This window comes from Aeoliella fuhlenseeensis (assembly GCF_052161615.1).
In the GTDB taxonomy this organism is placed as follows: domain Bacteria; phylum Planctomycetota; class Planctomycetia; order Pirellulales; family Lacipirellulaceae; genus Aeoliella.
The window spans coordinates 4,121,801-4,141,158 of record NZ_CP197417.1; the positions used below are offsets into that span (position 1 = coordinate 4,121,801).

General features: G+C 60.7%; 10 protein-coding genes. 8 read left to right on the forward strand and 2 right to left on the reverse strand.

Annotated elements, in window-relative coordinates:
- The first annotated feature begins 59 nt into the window (after positions 1-59).
- The 6 genes from SH292x_RS16135 to SH292x_RS16160 all read left to right on the forward strand — a co-directional run bounded on the left by SH292x_RS16135 (position 60) and on the right by SH292x_RS16160 (position 6,970).
- Positions 60-1,586, forward strand: coding sequence for an efflux RND transporter periplasmic adaptor subunit (locus tag SH292x_RS16135; protein WP_442482037.1), 1,527 nt, complete (start codon positions 60-62; stop codon positions 1,584-1,586).
- 74 nt (positions 1,587-1,660) lie between these two features.
- Positions 1,661-2,377, forward strand: coding sequence for an ABC transporter ATP-binding protein (locus SH292x_RS16140; RefSeq protein ID WP_442482038.1), 717 nt, complete (start codon positions 1,661-1,663; stop codon positions 2,375-2,377).
- Positions 2,371-3,687: an ABC transporter permease gene (locus tag SH292x_RS16145; RefSeq protein WP_442482039.1), complete on the forward strand. Its 1,317-nt coding sequence runs from the start codon at positions 2,371-2,373 to the stop codon at positions 3,685-3,687. The genes SH292x_RS16140 and SH292x_RS16145 overlap by 7 nt, the downstream gene beginning before the upstream one ends.
- 262 nt (positions 3,688-3,949) lie before the next feature.
- Complete coding sequence (locus SH292x_RS16150; RefSeq protein WP_442482040.1) at positions 3,950-4,321, forward strand: Hpt domain-containing protein; 372 nt, start codon at positions 3,950-3,952, stop codon at positions 4,319-4,321.
- A gap of 87 nt (positions 4,322-4,408) precedes the next feature.
- Entirely contained in the window at positions 4,409-5,443 is a 1,035-nt protein-coding gene (locus SH292x_RS16155) for an HD-GYP domain-containing protein (protein WP_442482041.1), read from the forward strand.
- 228 nt (positions 5,444-5,671) lie between these two features.
- Entirely contained in the window at positions 5,672-6,970 is a 1,299-nt protein-coding gene (locus SH292x_RS16160) for an OmpP1/FadL family transporter (protein ID WP_442482042.1), read from the forward strand.
- A gap of 67 nt (positions 6,971-7,037) precedes the next feature.
- Here SH292x_RS16160 and SH292x_RS16165 read toward each other — a convergent pair whose 3' ends face one another.
- Positions 7,038-8,561, reverse strand: coding sequence for an SAM-dependent methyltransferase (locus SH292x_RS16165; RefSeq protein ID WP_442482043.1), 1,524 nt, complete (start codon positions 8,559-8,561; stop codon positions 7,038-7,040).
- 443 nt (positions 8,562-9,004) lie between these two features.
- Here SH292x_RS16165 and SH292x_RS16170 point away from each other — a divergent pair, with 443 nt between their 5' ends.
- A complete protein-coding gene (locus tag SH292x_RS16170; RefSeq protein WP_442482044.1) occupies positions 9,005-14,923 on the forward strand; it encodes a response regulator in 5,919 nt (1,972 codons plus the stop codon).
- Positions 14,924-16,105: 1,182 nt separating this feature from the next.
- On the opposite strand, the gene SH292x_RS16175 is transcribed toward SH292x_RS16170, so the two are convergent.
- Positions 16,106-17,617, reverse strand: coding sequence for a glycoside hydrolase family 13 protein (locus tag SH292x_RS16175; protein ID WP_442482045.1), 1,512 nt, complete (start codon positions 17,615-17,617; stop codon positions 16,106-16,108).
- 307 nt (positions 17,618-17,924) lie between these two features.
- Here SH292x_RS16175 and SH292x_RS16180 point away from each other — a divergent pair, with 307 nt between their 5' ends.
- Entirely contained in the window at positions 17,925-19,355 is a 1,431-nt protein-coding gene (locus tag SH292x_RS16180; RefSeq protein ID WP_442482046.1) for a Gfo/Idh/MocA family oxidoreductase, read from the forward strand.
- Positions 19,356-19,358: the final 3 nt, after the last annotated feature.

Here is a 19,358-nt window from a genome sequence, read left to right on the forward strand (position 1 = left end):
GCGAATCTCTATAATAAAATTCCCCCCTTCGATCCCTCCTTCCAGTCAGGCGTGCTGCTATGCTGTCCCTCACTCGCCCGCGTCCTCGGCGTGGAGTCGTGCAGATCCTTTTGATAGCCGTGCTAGCGATCGCAGCCATCGCGGGTGGTGCGTACTGGTACCGTTCGTATACGAGCATCGACAGCCAGGCTCACCTGGTGCTGCACAAGATCGGCCGTAGCGACTTCGAGCTGTCCATCACCGAGCGTGGTGAACTGGAAGCCGCGGGCGTGACGGAAATTCGCTCGGAAGTGAAGACCGAGAACCAACCAGGCCTCGCCATCCTCCGAGTGGTGGACGAAGGAACTCAAGTCAAGTCGGGCGACTTCCTGGTGCAGCTCGACGCGTCGGCGCTGGAAGCCGAACGAACCACCCAGCAAGGCGTGGTGAACTTGGCCGAAGCGACCGTCGTCGAGACCCGCAATCTGTACGAGACCGCCCTGATCGCGCGTGAAGAATACGCCGATGGCACGTACGTCCAAGAGCGGACCATCATCGAAGGGGAGATCTTCGTTGCCGAAGAGAACCTGAATCGCGCGCAAGAGTACTATCAGTTCAGCCAGAAGCTGGCAGCTAAGGGGCACATCAACGAACTGCAGCTCGAAGCGGACAAGTTCGCGGTGGAAAATGCAGAGAAGCAACTGGAAGCCGCGAATACGAAGCTTCGGGTGCTCGACAACTACACGAAGCCGAAGATGATTAAGACGCTCGAGAGCGACATTGTCATTACCGAGGCGAAGTGGGGCTCGGCCAAGAAGACCTACGATCTGGAGATGACCAAGCTTCAGGAGATCGAAGACCGCATCGCGAAGTGCACGATCTACGCCCCCAAGGATGGGTTGGTGATCTACGCCAACGACCTGGGCCGTCACGGCCAGGAAGACTGGGTGGTGGAAGAGGGTGCCGTGGTCCGCGAGCGGCAGGTGATCATTCGCCTGCCCGAATCGGCGGCAATGCGAGTCAAACTGCTGGTCAACGAAGCCCTGGTGCAATACGTCAAGAAGGGTCTTCCGGCGACGGTTCATCCCATTGGTATGGAGAGCGCCGACCTGCATGGGCAAGTCACCTCGATCAATCGCTACGCCGAGCCTGGCAACTGGCGCAAGGCTGACGTGAAGGAGTATCGGGCTTACGTGCTGATCGATGAGGAAGTGCCCGGCTTGCGCACGGGCATGACCGTTTCGGTGACGGTGAAGTGCGACTTCATCCCCAACACGCTGCAACTGCCCGTCCAAGCGGTTCATCCACACGGCGAGGACTTCTACTGCCTGGTGCGTAACGGCAACGACTGGGAGCCTCGCAAGCTGAAGGTTGGCCCAACGAACACCGAGTTCTTCGTGATTGAAGAGGGTGTCAACGAGGGCGATATGGTCGCCATGAATCCTCGGCAGTACGTGGCCTCGGTCGAGCTGCCCGAATTGCCTCCGGCGAAGCAGCGCCAGCGGATGGTACCCGAAATCGAAGCCACTGAAGAAGCCGTGGCCGAGACGACGGAACCCGTAAAGCCGACCGCGACCGCCGCCGCGAAGGGCCGCACGGCGAGTTAAGCGGACAAGCGTGATGTCGGGTCGCTCTTCGTTCCTTCTCCTCGGTATAACGCTGCTCCGCAGCGAGTTCGTGAATGTCTTCCGCCACCACCGCCACAGGCCAGTTGGCCGCCAGCATTCACAATCTGCACAAGCAGTACGTGCTGGGTGGTGAAACAGTCCACGCCCTACGCGGCGTGTCGTTCGACGTGCCGCGAGGGGACTACATTTCGATCATGGGCCCTTCGGGTTCGGGGAAGAGTACGCTGCTCAACCTGCTGGGGTGCCTCGACACGCCAACCAGTGGCAACTTTTTTCTCGGCGAGCTCGATGTCGCGAAGATGGACGACGACGAGCGTGCCGAAGTCCGTTCGACGCTCATCGGTTTTGTGTTCCAGTCGTTCTACTTGCTCCCCGCCCTTACGGTGGTCGAGAACATCGAAGTCCCGCTGCTTTACAGCGGGCGGCTCAACCGCGAGTCACGTCAGCGGGCGATTGCTCTTGCTGAGCAAGTGGGCCTCGGCAAACGGCTAAGTCACCGCCCCACGCAGCTTTCCGGCGGTCAGCAACAACGTGTCGCGATTGCCCGCAGCCTGGTGAACGACCCGCGGTTCCTGCTGGCGGACGAACCCACCGGTAATCTCGACAGCCACACGACGGCCGAGATTCTCGACCTGCTGGAGGGGCTGAACAACGAGGGCCGCACCATTTTGCTGGTGACGCACGAGCCCGAAGTCGCCGAGCGGACGAAGCGCAACATCGTCCTCCGCGACGGCGAAGTGCAAATCGACGAAAGGCTCCGCCCGTGCTAGCCTGGTGGCGGACAATTCGGTTGAGCATCAAGGAGCTGCTGCTCCATCCGCTCCGATCGTCGCTGACGGTGCTCGGTATCTTCATTGGCGTGGCGAGCGTCATCTGGCTGCTGGCCATCGGCGAAGGTATCGGTCGGAAGGCCGAGGAACAGATCGTCGACCTGGGGGCACGCAATATCATCCTTCGAACCGTGAAGCCGGCGGGCGAACAAGCGGGCGATGGTTTGTACGGCATTACTCGCGACGACTTCACGCGACTACAGAATACGCTGGGGGCAAACCTCGAACGTGCGGTGCCCATTCGCGCGCTCCCCAAAGGGTTTGGCCGCGGTGCTCGCGAGATGGAAGGGCGGCTCGTTGGTACCACCGACGGGTTTCTCGAAGTAATGCGGATGGAGCTCGAACCGGGCGGGCGTTTCTTCACGGATACCGATGGCGCCGACGAACGCAACTATTGCGTGCTAGGCCCCGAGGCGAAAGAAAAGCTGGTGCCTTTCGGCAACGCCGTGGGAGCCACGGTGCGGATTGGTGACGAGTTCTACGAAGTGATCGGCGTGATGAAGGAGAAGCGGTCGAACGATTCGGACGACAAAGCGCTGAAGGCCGACGATTTTTCCAAGGACATTTACATTCCCATCGAAACCTTCTGGCGACGAATTGGCGATGTGATCATCACTACGGGTAGCGGCCTTTTCCAGCGCGACATCGTCGAGATCACGCAAGTGGTGCTCGAAGTCCGCGAGCAGGAGCAAGTGCTCGAAATGGCCCGCGTGGTTGACGCCACGCTGACGGCCAACCATACGTTCCCCGATTACTCGATGACGGTACCGTTCGAACTACTGGAGCAAGCACGCACCACGCGGCTGTTGTTCATCGTGTTTCTCGGCATGATCGCGGCCATTTCGCTGGTCGTCGGTGGTATCGGCATCATGAACATCATGCTCGCCACGGTGACCGAGCGGACCCGCGAGATCGGCATCCGCCGTGCCCTCGGTGCCAAACGCCGCGACATCACGCGGCAATTCTTGATCGAGGCCATCGTCCTTTCGACCATCGGTGGCCTGCTCGGCATCGCGGCGGGACTTACCTGCCCACTGCTTGCCGGTCCGCTCCGTAGCGGGCTGATGTACTTCTTCCCCACGCAGATGGCCGCGCTGCCCGACGAGATTCGCAACGTCGAACCACTACTGGTAACGTGGTCGATTCCTTTGTCGCTGATCATCGCCGTGGTCGTGGGGGTGGTGTTCGGCGTCTATCCGGCCATGAAAGCGGCGCGGCTCGACCCCATCGAAGCGCTACGGCACGAGTAAAACGCGCAACGCGATCCCCCCGTAGTGGGGAATGCGCTAGTAGTGTTATCCGCAGGCGACACGTCAGTTGTAGTCGTCCTATCGAATGGTCGTTCTGCGCGGCCGCGAAGGTCGTGCAATCGATCCATCAGGACCGTACCTTCCACAGATTTAATGAATTGGGAGGGTAGTGACCGCTCTGGAACTATGCTTTTGTAGGACTGGGAGCGACCAGTCTGCAAGTTAAACGATCTGCAACTGACCTGTTTGTATCGAGGTTTTCATGTCCACTTCATCCTTGGAACGCTATAGCGACGTGCTGGATGTCGACGACCTGATGAATCGCTGCATGGGTAACATCGACTTTGCATGCCGAGTGCTGCAGATCCTCAGCGAACGCTGCGCCGCAGACATTGACGGACTCGAGCAAGCCGCGGCGAGTAGCAATTTCGATCAGATTTATCACATCTCGCATCGCCTCAAGGGTGCTTTTGCCAACGCCTCCGCTAAACACATGAGTCAGCTTGCGGACGAGGTGTGTGCAGCGTCGCAGTCGCGAAATGGTTACGAGTCGCTGGAAAAGACCCAGGCACTACGTGAGGAATGGGAATCGTTCGTCACGATGGTGCATACCAAGGACTTTCCCCACTTCTAAGACTCACTGAGTGTTCACCACACGCCGACGAAGGGCGCAGCGCCGGCCTTATTAGCTTCCTTTAAACGCGTACACGAGCCGGGCATCATGAAAGTTCTAGTAGTTGACGACGACGCCGTTTCGGCCGAGATGCTGCGTGGCACCCTGCAGTACTTTGGCTACGACGTGCATTGCGAACACGACGGGCTCGCTGGATTCAATCAAATTCGAACCGGCGAGTTCAGCATTGTCATCTCCGACTGGGACATGCCTGGTCTTCGCGGCGACCAGCTCTGCCGGATGGTTCGCGAGCGGTCGTGGAGCGGCTACATCTTTTTTATCCTGCTCACCTCGCATGGCGACATGACGCATTTGGTCGAAGGCCTTCGAGCGGGTGCCGACGACTTCCTGGTAAAGCCATTCCACCCCGAGGAGCTTCGCGTTCGCTTGCGTACCGGCGAGCGAGTGCTGGCGCTTGAAAGCCGCGACGTGCTGCTGTTCACGCTCGCCAAGCTCACTGAATCTCGCGACAACGAGACGGGACTGCACCTCGAACGCATGCGTGAATACGGTCGCATCCTGGCCGAAGAGCTCTCGACGTGGGATGAGTTTAAGAACGAAGTCGATGGCGACTTCGTGCAGATGATGTATCTGACACTCCCGCTGCACGACATTGGCAAGGTCGGTATCCCCGATGCCGTGCTGCTGAAACCCGGTAAGCTGACGCCGGAAGAGTTCGAAATCATGAAGCGTCACTCGGCCATCGGGGGCGACACGCTCGCCGCGGCGGTCGACGTGAACCCCAACGCCAAGTACTTGCAGATGGCTCGCGATATCGCCTACTTCCATCACGAAAAGTGGGACGGCAGCGGCTATCCCTTCGGGCTTAAGGGCAACGATATCCCCCTCTGCGGAAGGATCGCCGCACTCGCTGATGTGTACGATGCATTGACATCGAAGCGCGTTTACAAAGACCGCTTTAGCAACGACAAAGCGAAAGAAATCATCCTCGAGGGTTCGGGGAAGCACTTCGATCCGCGGATCGTCGAGGCGTTCCTGGCCAACGAAGATCGCTTCCTCGAAGTCTCGCGCAGCCTCGACGCGGCGCTGGCACCCCCGCCGATGGAAACGGCTCCCGTTTAGGCGATCGCAATGCTAGCACAACGCTGCGTCGATTGCATGCAATGCGATCGATGGCGAATTCTCTAGTTTGCCCGACCCGCACCACGCGACCAACCGCCTCAATTCGGACGATCGGCAGGCGAATGATGGTAAAGCAGTAGCTTCGACGTAGTCGATGGGTGAAGCGACCGGACGCCCCCGCGCCCGCTGGCAATCCCACCTTCACGCTCTTCGTCGAACCCACCCGCCATGCGAGCAACTTTCCATCGGGCACTTCCGTTTGCCTACCTTGCTGTCAGTTTCATCGCCACATCATCCGCGCTGGCGGATGGCATCACGCTCGATGGCGTCACGGCCATGAGCATAGGCCGTGGTGGCACGAACCTCGGCTTCGCCGACAACGGTTCGATGATCCACGACAACCCGGGTGCCATGTCGCAGATGGATGGCGACGTGATGCTGCAGCTGGGGGTCAACACGTTGTTCACGCAGTTCGACTACGGCGACGCGGACAATACCCAGCAGCGTTCGCAGAACCAGATGTACTCGCTCCCCGAAGTGTCGTTCATCCGCCGCATGAACCAGGAGTGGACCGCCGGCTTTGGTATTTATACGCCGACAGGATTCGGCTCCATTTACAACCTCGATGGCCCCGCTCCCTTCGCCACCGGCCCCCAGCGCTACGAGTCGTTCGGCTCGCTGAGCAAAGTGCTGTTCGGTGCCTCCTACACACCGGTGGGACACGAGTACTTCTCGGTGGGTGGTACCATCGGGCCGGGCATTTCGTTCGTGAATCTCGAAGGACCTTACACGCTGCAAGGGCCAACCGCACCGGGGCTACCCGGTTTGCTAGATCTAGGCGTTCAAGGTGCAGCCCTTACTTGGTCGGCCGGTGCTTACCTGCAAGTTACCGAGAGCACCTCGATTGGCATGTCGTACTTGGCAGACGTGAAGGTGCAAGCCGACGGCGAAGTTGGCTTGAACTCGCCACTAGGTCGCACCCTGTACGAAGCGGAGACTGAGATCAAATGGCCCCGCACCGTTGGCATCGGTGCGCGTCACGAAGTTTCGTGCCGTACGGTTGTCGCGGTGGACGTGATTTGGACCAATTGGTCGGACGCGTTCGATCACCTCGATATCTACCTGAGCGAACCTTCGAACGGCGGCTATCCCCCGAATGCCGTCGAACGCTTCCCGCTCAATTGGCGTGACACCGTTTCGACGCGCATTGGTCTTGAGCACGAATGGCGTCCGGGCCACATCGTCCGCACGGGCTACGTCCACCACAAGAGCCCCATTCCGTCGGACACCATCACACCATGGATTCCGGGAGCACTTGAGCACGCGGTGTCCGTTGGCTACGGAGTCAACTGGCGATGCTGGGACATCAATCTAGCGTACATGTACTCGTTCGGCCCGACGGTGGATGTCGACACCAGCGAGTTCGTTGGTGGCGACTTCGACGACAGCACGCACCGCAATCGGTCGCACTGCGTGGCCCTCGGCTTCACGAGGACCTTCGGCGCCGGACTCAAACCGTACCGCTAGTGGGTACGATCGGTCCGGCTACCGAAGTGCGGTGTCACCCGGCGTCGTCGTATTGGCCGCTGGCGATTTAGCGAACCGGTTTCATTTCCGAAACGGCACCATTGAAGTGCGGCATCGGAACCGGCACTCGCGGCACGCGATGGGCCGGCTTGGCGAACGTCGTTGGCACGTAGTCGGCACCCGCCGCTCCGCCCGTCACGACACAGAACTGGTAGATCGAGTACACCGGGTCGGTCTCCTCAGGGAAGAACACGTCTGAAGTCACGACGTCGAGCGTACGCAGACCGCTCTGGTCGATGAACTCGCCCGGGGTGTCGCTGCCGAAGGTGAACGGCTCGCCCAGCACCTGCATGCCACGCATGAAATTTTGAATCGACTCGGGGAATGCCGCGGTGTTGACCACCGGCTCGCGGTCGACCATGTCGACCCACAGCAGGCTGTCGGGGTGGACCATCAGCGATTCGATTTGCTTCAGGATGGCGGTCACGTCTTCTTCTTGGAAGTACATGCTCATCCCTTCCCAGATAATGAGCACGGGGCGATCCGTAGGCACCTTATCGCCGAGCGCCTGCTGAAGTGTCATCGACCGCAGGTCAATCGGGAACTGTTGCCGGGCGATGCCAGGCTGATCTGTTATTCCATGCGTGTCGAGACGCAACTGGCGTTCGGCGAGCGTCGTCGGGAAATCGAGTTCGTAGAACGTCACTCCCTCGGGCAGATCAAGTCGGAACGGACGCATGTCCCAGCCGACGCCCACGTTGATGATGTCGCGGCCGCCAGCGGCGGTGAACGCCATTACCACGTCGTCCAAGTGCTTGGTCCGCGCGGCGACCATGGGGCCGAGTTGCGGCGTCCGCTGACAGAACCGCGTGGCGACGGCCATACCGTGCTGCCCAGCCATTGCTTCGGCGTACGGATCGACAAACAACTTACCAGTCTCACGAGCCCGCACGCCGGCGATCATTTCGGCGGACGAGGTGAGCTTGAGGGCGTACAGCGTGTTGACCTTCCCCGAATCGATGCCATTGGAACGCAGCGCAGTCGACTGCCGGGCGAAGTAAGTGCACGTGCCCTCGGCCACAAGCTCGTTGCCATTCATGAACTGCATGGTGATCGCTTCAATCACCGGCTTTCCATCCAGAAAACGACGCTGAATGCGCTCGCGACGCTCGGGATCGACCGACGCGCGGACGGTCAGATCGGCCGTGCTCGGGCGGACGTACTTCATCTCGACTTTTAGCAGCCACATCGACACCGACTTGGGCGAATCGACCGGATGCACCCCGATCACGGGCCAGCCCCAGAGCAATGAGGCGAGCGCCGCACCGCCCGAGTAATCCGCGGTGAGCACGATCAAGGCAGCTTGGTGCGTGAAGTGTTGGTTGGTGGAGGGGGGATTGAGTGGCAGTACCGTGGTGACTTCGCCAGGAGCGATATCCGTTATTTGCCAGTTCACAAAATCGAGCACCGGCACCTGCTCGCGCAGGAACTCGGTGAACATGGGTGGGTTGGTTCGCATGGCAAGATCTTCCTGCCATGAGATTTCGAACAGAGGCGACTTCAAGTCGGCGCCATGGACGGTTTCCTTCATGAGAAACGCTCCAGCACGATACAAGGGGATGAAGATTTGCCTGGAATATTGCCGTTGCCCCGGCGATGCGTCGGTCCCCCCCGTCGCACATTTCCCAGTGGCAAACTCGTGGCGTCTATCGTAACGATTTGTGCCCTGGTTCCAAGCAACTAAGAGCAGCTTCCTAAGGTAATTCACTTACCCGCAGAGTCAATATCCATAAAGGCGATATAAATTCCCAGCCCTTCGCGCCGCAATCGCGATGCAGGTGATTCTAAACGCACAATCGTTACTTCCCCATCTACGTTTTACCGCCATTCTTCATGAATGGAGTCCACGGGCTTCTCATGAAGAAACACCACGTCTCCTCAGTCCCGTGACGTAGATTTTCGGAGAAATTGTTAAGACCGCTCGCGACTTCCACCCTTCGGCTCGCCAGCCCTACGCCGACTACCGCGATCGCCATGCCCACCAATTCATCCAATACGGTCATCCCTTCGCTAACGAGCGACACCACTACGCCGCGCTTCGTCGGCGAGCGATTCGCCATGGGCGCGTGCGTCGACACGAGGCAAGGCGCTACCTACCATCTGGCGACCGACTCGCAGACGGGCGGGCGCGTAATGGTGAAACTGCTGTCCCAAAAGCTGCTCTCGACTTCCATCGAGATGCGGCTGGAGTACGAAACCAATGCCGCGGCGAAGATCACCAGCCCCTCGGTCGCGCCCCGCATCGCCTGCGGGCACGAGGGTGAGCAGTTCTACATCGCCAGCGTCCATGTCCCAGGCACTTCACTCGCCACGCGGCTAGAGCAGGGCCCGCTTGAACTCGAAGAGGCGATCGAAGTCGCCCGAGGTATCTTGGTGGGCCTTCGCGATCTGCACGAAGCCCGCATCTTGCACCGCAACCTGTGTCCCTCCAGCGTCATCCTCCCCGACGACAAGGATTTGCCCCCCGTCGTGCTGGTTGACTACGGCCTCTCGCTCGCCATCGAGCCGGACACGCCACTCGCGCTGCAGCCCCTCGAAATTGCTACGTACGCTTCCCCCGAGCAAGCGGGTTCGATCGACTACGGCATGACCGCCTCGTCGGACCTCTATAGCCTCGGCGTACTGCTGTTTACCAGCCTCGCCGGGCGGCCCCCGTTCGAGGGCAACACGGTCGGCACCGTGCTGTTCAAGCATCTCACCGAGCCGGTGCCGGATCTGACCACGCAGGAAGCGGTCGTTCCACTCGCGCTCGACAACTTCGTCCAACGACTGCTTCGCAAAGACCCGCGCGATCGCTACCAGACCGTCGAAGCCGCACTCGCCGACCTAGCCGAAATCGCTTGGCGTGTGCTCTCAGGAGATCTGCACGCCAACGTGGCGCTCGGCACCCAGGACCGCCGCGCGACGCTTATCGATCCGGCGTTCGTCGGTCGCGAGAATCAAATGGCCCTGTTCGAAGAGGCCATGCTCCAAGCCCGCGACGGCCAGCGCGTGGTAACGCGCGTCGAAGGTGCCTCGGGTTCAGGTAAGTCGCGGTTGCTCGCCGAAGTGCTTCGGGTTGCGTGCAAGAAACAGTTCCGCGTGTTTCGCGGCCTTGGTGCCAACGACGTGTCTTCCCGACCGTTCCGACTACTCGACGGCGTGGTCGAAGGCCTCGTCGCCGAGATCGGCGCAAGCCCCGATCTTCGTGACCAAATCACCGACCAGCTCGGCGATCGCGTGAGCACCGTGGTCGCGGCACTCCCCGCGCTCGCCGGTGTGCTCGCCGCCACGGCGGCGGGCGATGCCGCTCCCGACGAGACGGGCGAGGCTCGTACCGTAGAGGCCCTGATCGCGTTCTTCGAGGCGCTCGGCCGACTCGATCGTCCGACGATGATCCTGCTGGACGACTGCCAGTGGGCAGATGAGCTAACAATTAAGTTCCTCAAGCGTTTCGCCGCTAGCGACAACCTCCATGGAGCCGGCTCGTGTGCGCTCGTGCTTGTGCTGTCGTTTCGCTCCGAAGAGATTCCCGCCAACCATCTGCTCCGCGAAGTCGAAGTCACGTCGTCCGTACGGCTCGAACCGCTTGGCGACGACGAAGTCCGCCAGCTCGTGGTATCGATGGCGGGTGGTCTCCCCGACGATGTGGTTCGTACGGTCGTTCGGCTCGCACTTGGCAGTCCTTTCATGGCCTCGGCTGTGCTGCGTGGCCTCGTGGAGTGTGGCGCGCTTCGCGCTACCGACAGTGGGTGGAAAGTTGACCGCGACGCCTTGGCCGACGCAGGCTCGTCGGACCAAGCTGCCTCCTTCCTCGCCCGCCGTTTGCAACTGTTGCCGCAACAAACCATCGACCTTCTGTCGGTGGGTGCGATCCTCGGCAAGCAGTTCGATTTGCACACCGCTCAACTACTCGCGCACTTATCTCCGGCCCAGGTGATGGAGTCGCTCGAAGAGGCGAAGAACCGCCAGCTGATTTGGGTCCGGCCCAACGGCTCCGACTGCGTGTTCTTCCACGACAAGATTCGCGCGACATTGCTCGAAGGCATTCCCCGTGAACAACGTTACCGCCACCACCTGCTCGCCGCGCGGTACTTCCTCGACCAGTCGCCCGACCGCGTTTCGGACATCGCCTACCACTTCGACGCCGGCAACGATCCCGTAGCGGCCTTCCCGTTCGCGCACCGCGCGGCCGAGGCTGCTCGGGCACAGCATGCCCTCGAAGTGGCGGAGCAGCAGTACCAAATCGCCCTGCGTGGAGCGACGTCCGACCTCGAGCGACTGCAGATCATGGAGGGTCTGGGCGACGTGCTCATGCTCCGTGGCCGGTACGAAGAGGCCGACCAGTGGCTCGAAGCCGCGGCGCCGCTCGCCGAAGCGGGTTATCCTCAGGCCGAGATTCGTAGCAAGATTGGCGAGCTGTACTTTAAGCGCGGCGACATGGCGACCGCCATTCATAACTTTGAAGAAGCTCTGCGCCTTCAAGGGCAGTTCGTACCGCGATCGCTCGCCATGTTCCTGATAGCGACGATGTGGGAAGGTTGGGTGCAGTTGTTGCATACGGCCCTCCCGAAACTGCTGCTACATCGCATTCATCGGCAACCGAACACTGCCGAGCGACTCACCATGCGGCTGTTGAGCTACATGGCTCATGGCTGTTGGTACTCGCGGCGGCAGATGCAGATGCTGTGGGCCCACTTCCGCAACATCAACATGGGCGAACGCTTTCAGCCCAGCTCCGAACTCGCCCAGGCCTACTCCGAACATGGTCCCGCGATGACCGTCGTCGGCTACTTCAGTCGCGGCGTTCGCTACGCCCAGCGAGGGATCAAGATGCGCGAACAACTCGGCGACACCTGGGGCACAGGCCAGTCGATGGTGTTCCTCGGCATCACGCTATTCGCCGCTTCGCGTTACGACGAGTGCATCGACAGTTGCCGCAAGGCGATCCGCATTCTCGAGCGCATGGGCGATTACTGGCAGATTCATATGGCCCGCTATCAAATCGCCGGTTCGCTCTACTACCTGGGCGACATTCGCGGGGCGATCGAAGAGTCCAAAGCCAACCGCCGGTCCGGCATCGATACCGGCGACGAGCAAGCCTCGGGCATCATCCTCGACGTCTGGGCCCGCGCATCGCTCGGGCGCATACCCAAAGACATCATGGATCTCGAATCCGATCGCCCTCGGAGCGACGCCCAAGGTGCCTGTCAGGTGACGCTGGCCAAGGGCATCTGCCTCCTAGCCGACAATGACTTCGCCGAAGCAGCGCAGGTGTTCGAGCAAGCGCTCAACGTCGCTGCGAAGGTCGGGGTCCGCAATGCGTACACACTCCCCCCCCTCGCATGGGGCGCAACCGCCTACCGTCTGATGGCCGAGCACGGCACCGCGTCAACTCCGTTCGAACGCGAGCGATGCCTTCGCAAAGCCAAACGGCTCGCGAAGTTGGGCATTCAGATCTCCATCCTTTGTCGCAACGACTTGCCCCACGCGTATCGCGAGTTAGCCATCGTATCGGCTATGCAAGGTCGGACCACCAAGGCCCGCAAGTTGTTCGCCCAAAGCCTCCGTCATGCCGAGCGACTCGGGCAGCAACTTCAAAAGGCCGAAACGCTCAGTGAAGCCTCCCGCATCGGTCACGAGCTCGGTTGGCGTGATGCGGAGATGCAGAAGAAGCAAGCCGCGGCGATACGGCTGTCGCTCGAACTTGCCAACGAAGTGCCGAGCCTCGTGGCCGACAACGAACCGGAACTGAACCTTTCGCTCATCGACCGCTTCGACACCGTACTCGATGCGGGGCGTTCGATCGCGTCGGCACTGGAGCCACACGTCATCCACGAGCAGGCTAAAGTCGCCGCCCGCCGACTTCTTCGTGGCGAGCAGAGCTTCGTGCTCCCCGTCGCGGAGAATGGCTCCATTGATTGGTCGGCATGGCCCGATAACTCGTACACCGCGGATGTCGTCGACCTCGCTCGCCGCGCGCTCGACGCCGGGAAGGCAGTGGTGAGCGACGCCTCCGACCCCACGTCGTCCCTCCGGTCCAGCACCGGCGAATCGATCGCCTCGGCACTCTGCGTTCCGGTGTTCGTACGCGGCCGGGTCGCCAGCTTGCTGTTTGTCATGCACTCGGGCATCCAAGGTCTGTTCGCCGACGACGAGGCCCGCCTCGCCGACTTCATCGCGACGATCACCGGTGCCGCGCTCGAAAACTCCGAGGGCTTCACCGAGCTGCAAGAACTGAACATCACGCTGGAAGAGCGCGTCGCCGAACGCACCGCCGCAGCCGAATCGCGTGCCACGGAACTCGCCGTCTCGAACGCCGAGCTGGAGCGGACCGCCGCAGAACTTCGCGCCACCGAAGAGCAACTTCGCGCCGCCAAGCACGCGGCCGATCAGGCGAACGAAGCCAAAAGCCGCTTCCTGGCCACCATGAGCCACGAGATTCGCACTCCGATGAATGGCGTGCTCGGCATGACCGAACTTGTTCTCACCACGCCGCTCGATCCGCAGCAACGCAACTACTTGACCACCATCAAACAGTCAGGTGGCGCGCTGCTATCGCTGCTCAACGACATTCTCGATCTGTCGAAGATCGAAGCGGGCCGCATGGAGCTCGAGCACATTCCGTTCGATGTCCGCGAGGTAATTGTCGATGCCGCGAGGTTGCTCGCCGTCCCCGCATTTGGAAAGGGCCTGGAGCTGCTCTGCCGCATAGCCCCCGAAGTGCCGCGAGAACTCGTCGGCGACCCCAACCGCGTGCGGCAGGTGTTCGTCAACCTGATCAGCAATGCGATCAAGTTTACGCCGTCCGGCCACGTCCTGGTGGACATCGGGGTCGACTCGCGCGACGTAAACTCAGTTGAAGGGGACCGCGTGACGCTCAAGTGCCTGGTGAAAGACACCGGCGTGGGTATCGCGAAAGACAAGATCCTCGACATCTTCCAGGCGTTCAAGCAGGAAGACAGCTCCACCACGCGTAAATACGGCGGCACAGGTCTCGGCCTCTCCATCTCGTTGCAACTTACGCAGCTAATGGGGGGCGAAATCTGGCTCGAAAGCGAAGTCGGCGTGGGAAGCGATTTCCATCTACTGATGCCGTTCGAAGTCGCTGCGGAATCGCGATCGGTCCCCAACGAACTCGCCGATACCACAGTTCGCCTCGCCGTCGCCAATGAAATCGCCAAGCAGTCGTACCGTGCGTTGCTGCTGGAATGCGGCGCCCGCGAAGCCACCGCAGACTGCGACGCCGACGTAATGCTAGTCGACGTACCGGCGGGCGATCTCGACCGTCTCGACAATCTAGCTGAGCGACTTAAGCGTTACCTCGACACCCAGACGCCGCTCGTTGCCACGCTGCCCGCCGGCAACGTCGAAGTGGCCGAACTCTGCCGCGACCTTGGCATCACCCACACGGTCATTAAGCCGGTGAAAACGAACGAACTGGCTGCAGCCATCGCCGCGGCGACCGGAACCGAACCAGAGATCATCACCCCCGATAAAACGGCGGAACCAGTCGCGGTGGGCCCCGCGCTCCGCATTCTGGTGGCCGACGATAGTCCCGTGAATCAAGAAGTGGCCGCGGGCCTGTTGGGCTTCCTCGGCCACTTGGTCACCACCGCGGACGATGGTGCCGATGCCGTGGCGAAGTACGAAGCGGGCGACTACGACCTCGTGCTCATGGACATCGAGATGCCCGAACTCGACGGCCTCGCCGCCACACGCTCGATCCGCGAACTCGAAGATGCCACCGCGCGCCATGCGGTCCCCATCTACGCCCTATCGGCCCATGTCGAAGAAGAGTTCTTCCGCGAATGCACCGAAGCCGGCATGAACGGCACCCTGATGAAACCCATTGAACCGGCGAAGCTCAAAGCCGTGGTCGATTCAGTGGTCCAACATTTGGCCGCGGTGTAGGCACCAAACTGTGCGGCACGGACTTCCGGCCGATTCACGCCCCGCCATTTCGCAGATTCACCACGGCCGATTGTCCGTGTGCGCAGCACAAGAGGTCTCGGCGTGTTCTATCGCCCGAGGGTGCCTGGGGACGAGTTCCACGAGCCCCCAGCTAGGACGAATAGCAAGGTGGTTCTATTCATCTCGCGCAAAGCCGCGAAGGCGCCAAGGAATTGTTGAACCGCTGATTAACGCTGATCAACACTAATGAAGATCAGCGAACATCAGCGTCCATCAGCGGTTCCTAATTCTTCCCTCCGCGTCTTTGCGCCTTTGCGAGAGACATTGTTTCCGAGTGGGCGCTCGCTTTAAAGTCTCCGGTCGCTGACGCTCACCGGCTCGCCTTCTTTATCGGCATTTACAGCGGCCCCAACTATTTTCGATAAAATGTCCACGCGTACACATTCGCACTTGACAAACACGTGTACATATGATACAATGCACCCCGTTCGTCGTACGCGAAAGCGTGCGGTGAGTGACAGTTGTGCTTCGAGATAGCGGACCACCTTAGTCGAGGGGACCCAACCGGACGCGATACGTATCGAGACGGGTGGTTTGGCCGATCAGCACCTTGGACCTGCGTTGTAGGTTTACGACAGGCTGTCTCGAACTGCGCGCCCGTAGGGCGAGGTGAAATAGAAGATGCCTGCCGGCAAACACGCACACCGGTTACCCCATCCAAGTTCCACCCCGCCCGACGGGATCCCGTCACTTTTTTATTCGGCCGTAGGCCGTATCAAGCCTGCGCCGATACGGCGCTTCACGCTCGGCCCAATCGCGAATACCCAACCACTCGCACCTCTTAGCCCCTAGCCACGAAGTGGCGCGCTTCGACAGCCCAGGCCGAAGTCCTGGGAACTCGTGGCCAATAACGACCTTAGTCCCGAAGGGACGCGCTACGCGTCCGCACACAGGTGAGTTAGCGCGCTCTTTCAGAGCTAACGGCTGAAACTACTCACTCCTAACCAGGGCTGCGCCCTGGCCTATCCAAGCGCGCTACTTCGGAGCTAACCGCTTCGCGTCTTTGCGCCTTGGCGTGAGAAATGAAAACCGCTTTGCCAACCCATCACACCTTGGGGAGGTCGCAAATAATCAACACACGAAGCGCCGCACGCGGCGCAGGCTTGATACGGCCTACTTGGATCACTCCAGCTCGCGCACTAACACCAATGCATCACGAGGTGGCACTTTGCATTGGATGCCGCGGTCGGTGCGTTCGTGACTCTGATGGGACTCGAGCGGCCAGACTTGGCGGTAGCGGGCGTTCGAAGATCCAGCGGGCAGAGGCAATTCGACGTCGACGGCCTTCTTCGACACATTGAACGCCACGACGGCTTCTTCCGATTCGTGCTGGCGGCGGAAGGCGTAGATCGAGCCTTCGGCGTGTAACGTCTTCAGTTCGCCGACGCGAAGGGCCACGTGCGTCGTCCGCAACGCCACGGCACGCCGATAGAACTTCAACAGATCGTAGTTCCAGGATGCTTCGTCGTGCCAAGGAAACGCTCGGCGACATTCCGGATCCGGCCCACCAGTCACTCCCACTTCGTCGCCATAGTAGATGCATGGCGCCCCGGGCATGGTCATTTGAAACAACACGCACAAACGCAATGCCGATTCGTCCTGCACAATCCACGCTGCTCGGGCCATATCGTGGCTGTCGAGCATGTTGAGCTGGGCGAAGTTGATTTCCCAGTCGTAATAGCCGTACATCCGATCGATCAGCCGAGCGAGCTCCTCGGCCGGGATGGACTTGAACGGAAGGTGATGATGCTTGTAGTCGTTTCGAAACGTCTCGGCAGCGAAGAAGCTGATCGCCGGCCCCGTGAACAAGTAATTCATCACGGCATCGAACTGATCGCCCTGCAGCCACCGCCGCGCTTCGTGCCAGATTTCGCCGCAGATGTAGGCCTCAGGATTCTCTCCCTTCACTACTTGCCGGAACGTTCGCCAGAAATCGTCGTCGTCGATCTCATGCGGTACGTCGAGTCGCCACCCGTCGATACCAAACTGAATCCAATGCCGAGCCACGTCGTACAAGTACTCCCGAACCGCCGGGTTGTCGGTGTTCAGCTTCGGCAGCGCGGCGAGTCCCCACCACGCCGAGTAGTTCGTCTTCTGGTTCGGTTTGGTGGGATACGGGTTCAGGGGCCAGTCCTGAATCGTGAACCAATCGATGTAAGGCGAGTTGCCACCGTTCTCCAGAATGTGATGGAATGGCCAGAACCCTCGCCCCGTGTGATTGAACACGCCATCGAGCACCACGCGCATTTCGCGTTCGTGCGCCGCGTCAAGCAACTCGCGAAGCGCCTCGTCGCCGCCGAGCAGCGGATCGACCGAGAAGTAGTCGTACGTGTGATAGCGATGGTTCGAGGCCGACGTGAAGATCGGCGTGAGGTACAGCGCGTTGACGCCGAGTTCTTCGAGGTACGGCAGCTTATCGACGATGCCGCGAAGATCGCCTCCCATGTAGCCATCGTTCACCGGCGGCGTGCCCCACTGCTGGAACCGCAGACCGGGCAAATGCGATGTCCGCGAACTGCGGGCGAAGCGGTCGGGGAATACCTGATAAAACACCGCGTGCTTCACCCAGTCGGGTGTCTTGATCGGCATTTCCGCGGGGGGCGGGGCAAGTTCGTGCGGCATTTCGTCGTGCATTGGAATCCTTTGTGGGCACGGGGCTGTAGTCGTTTGGGTTCTAATTCTAACGTCAATCGCGGTGCGATGGGGACAAGCAAGCCGCGTGCCTTGGCGATTCGTGGGTTTCGAAAATCGCCTGCAACTTACCGACTCTCACAAACGCGACTACCGATTTTGACCAGAACATCTCCAAAATCTTCGCGAGTCTCCCAAACTCCGTGATCCCGAGCCCGCAGGCGGTTATGATAAAGACTTCGGGTGGCAGGCGAACGACCGCGCTGCTCCCTTCTCCCGCAACCCTCCCCGTCCTTGTAGAGTTTCAGGCATGCAAAGTCGTCGTCAATTCCTCGCCGCGTCCGGTGCCGCTGCTGGCATGTTGCTCACTCCCGCCTGGGCTGCCGACAAGGCCACCAAACCCAACGACAAGATGGGCCTCGCGTTCGTGGGTCTCGGTTGGCGCGGCGGGCAGTTACTCGATGCGTTTTCGAAGTTCAAAGACGTCGAGGTGGTTGCACTTAGCGACGCCGACGAAGAGCGACTCGGCAAGGTGGGCGAGAAGTTTCCCAAGGCGATCCGCGAAGTCGACATGCGGAAGGTGATCGATCGTCCTGATGTCGATGCCGTGATCGTCGCTACGCCAAACCACTGGCACTGCCTCGCCGCGATTCGCGCGTGCCAGGCGGGCAAAGATGTCTACTGCGAGAAGCCGCTTGGCCATAACCTGTGGGAACAAGAGCAACTGATCAAGGCCGCCCGCGCTGGCGAGCGCATCGTGCAGGTCGGCACGCAGCAACGCTCGAGCCCGCTGCAAGCCCAAGCACGCAAGTTGCTGCATGACGACCAAGCGATCGGAAAGCTGTCGCACGTCGTGGTGAGTCGCATTGGCGAACGCAAGCCCATCGGACAGCGCAATCGCCCGCTCGTGGCACCTTCGACGGTCGACTACGACTTGTGGGTCGGCCCCGCGCTCGACCAACCGTTGTACCGCAACGAGTTTCACTACGACTGGCATTGGGATTGGAACACCGGCAATGGCGAAATGGGCAACTGGGGCGTCCATGTGCTCGACGACGTGCTGAACGTCGCACTCGCCGACAAGGCCGGCTACCCGTCTGCGGTTCACTCGGCAGCGGTCCGTGCTGGCTGGCGAGACGCCGGCAACACGCCAAACATCCAAGTCGCGTGGTACGAGAACAACACGCTGCCCGTGCAGATGATCATGAGCAACGTCGTCCCCGCCGGCGCCCTCAAGCAGGCTACTGACTTCATTGGCTTCGACACGGGCTACACCGTGTTTGGCGAGGGTGGCAAGTTCTGTGGCAGCCGAGGCCGTTGGCGTGCCATCGACAACGACGGCAAAGTGATTGCGGAAAAGGGAGGCTCGGCGGGCGATGGCATCCACCAGCGCAACTTCCTCGACGCCGTGCTCAGCCGCGATCGCTCGACGCTCAACGCCGAAGTTGAGACGGGTCACATCTCGACCGCCTGGTGCCACCTGGCAAGCATCGCGGCTCTCGAAGGCGAAGTGGTCGGCAAGACCCACACGCCGACGAGCAACGAAGCGTGGCAGCGGCTGCAGGATGGTTATGAAGAACAAGTAACCGGCGTCGGCGTTTACAATCCACCTGCGCCGGCCGGTTCGATTGAAGTCGATCCGAAGACAGGGCAAGTGAAGCAAGTCGAGTCCGAGCAAGCCCAGCAGCTCGTTCGGCGTGCCTACCGCTCGGAAAAGTGGAAACGCGAATTCGAGGTGTAAGCT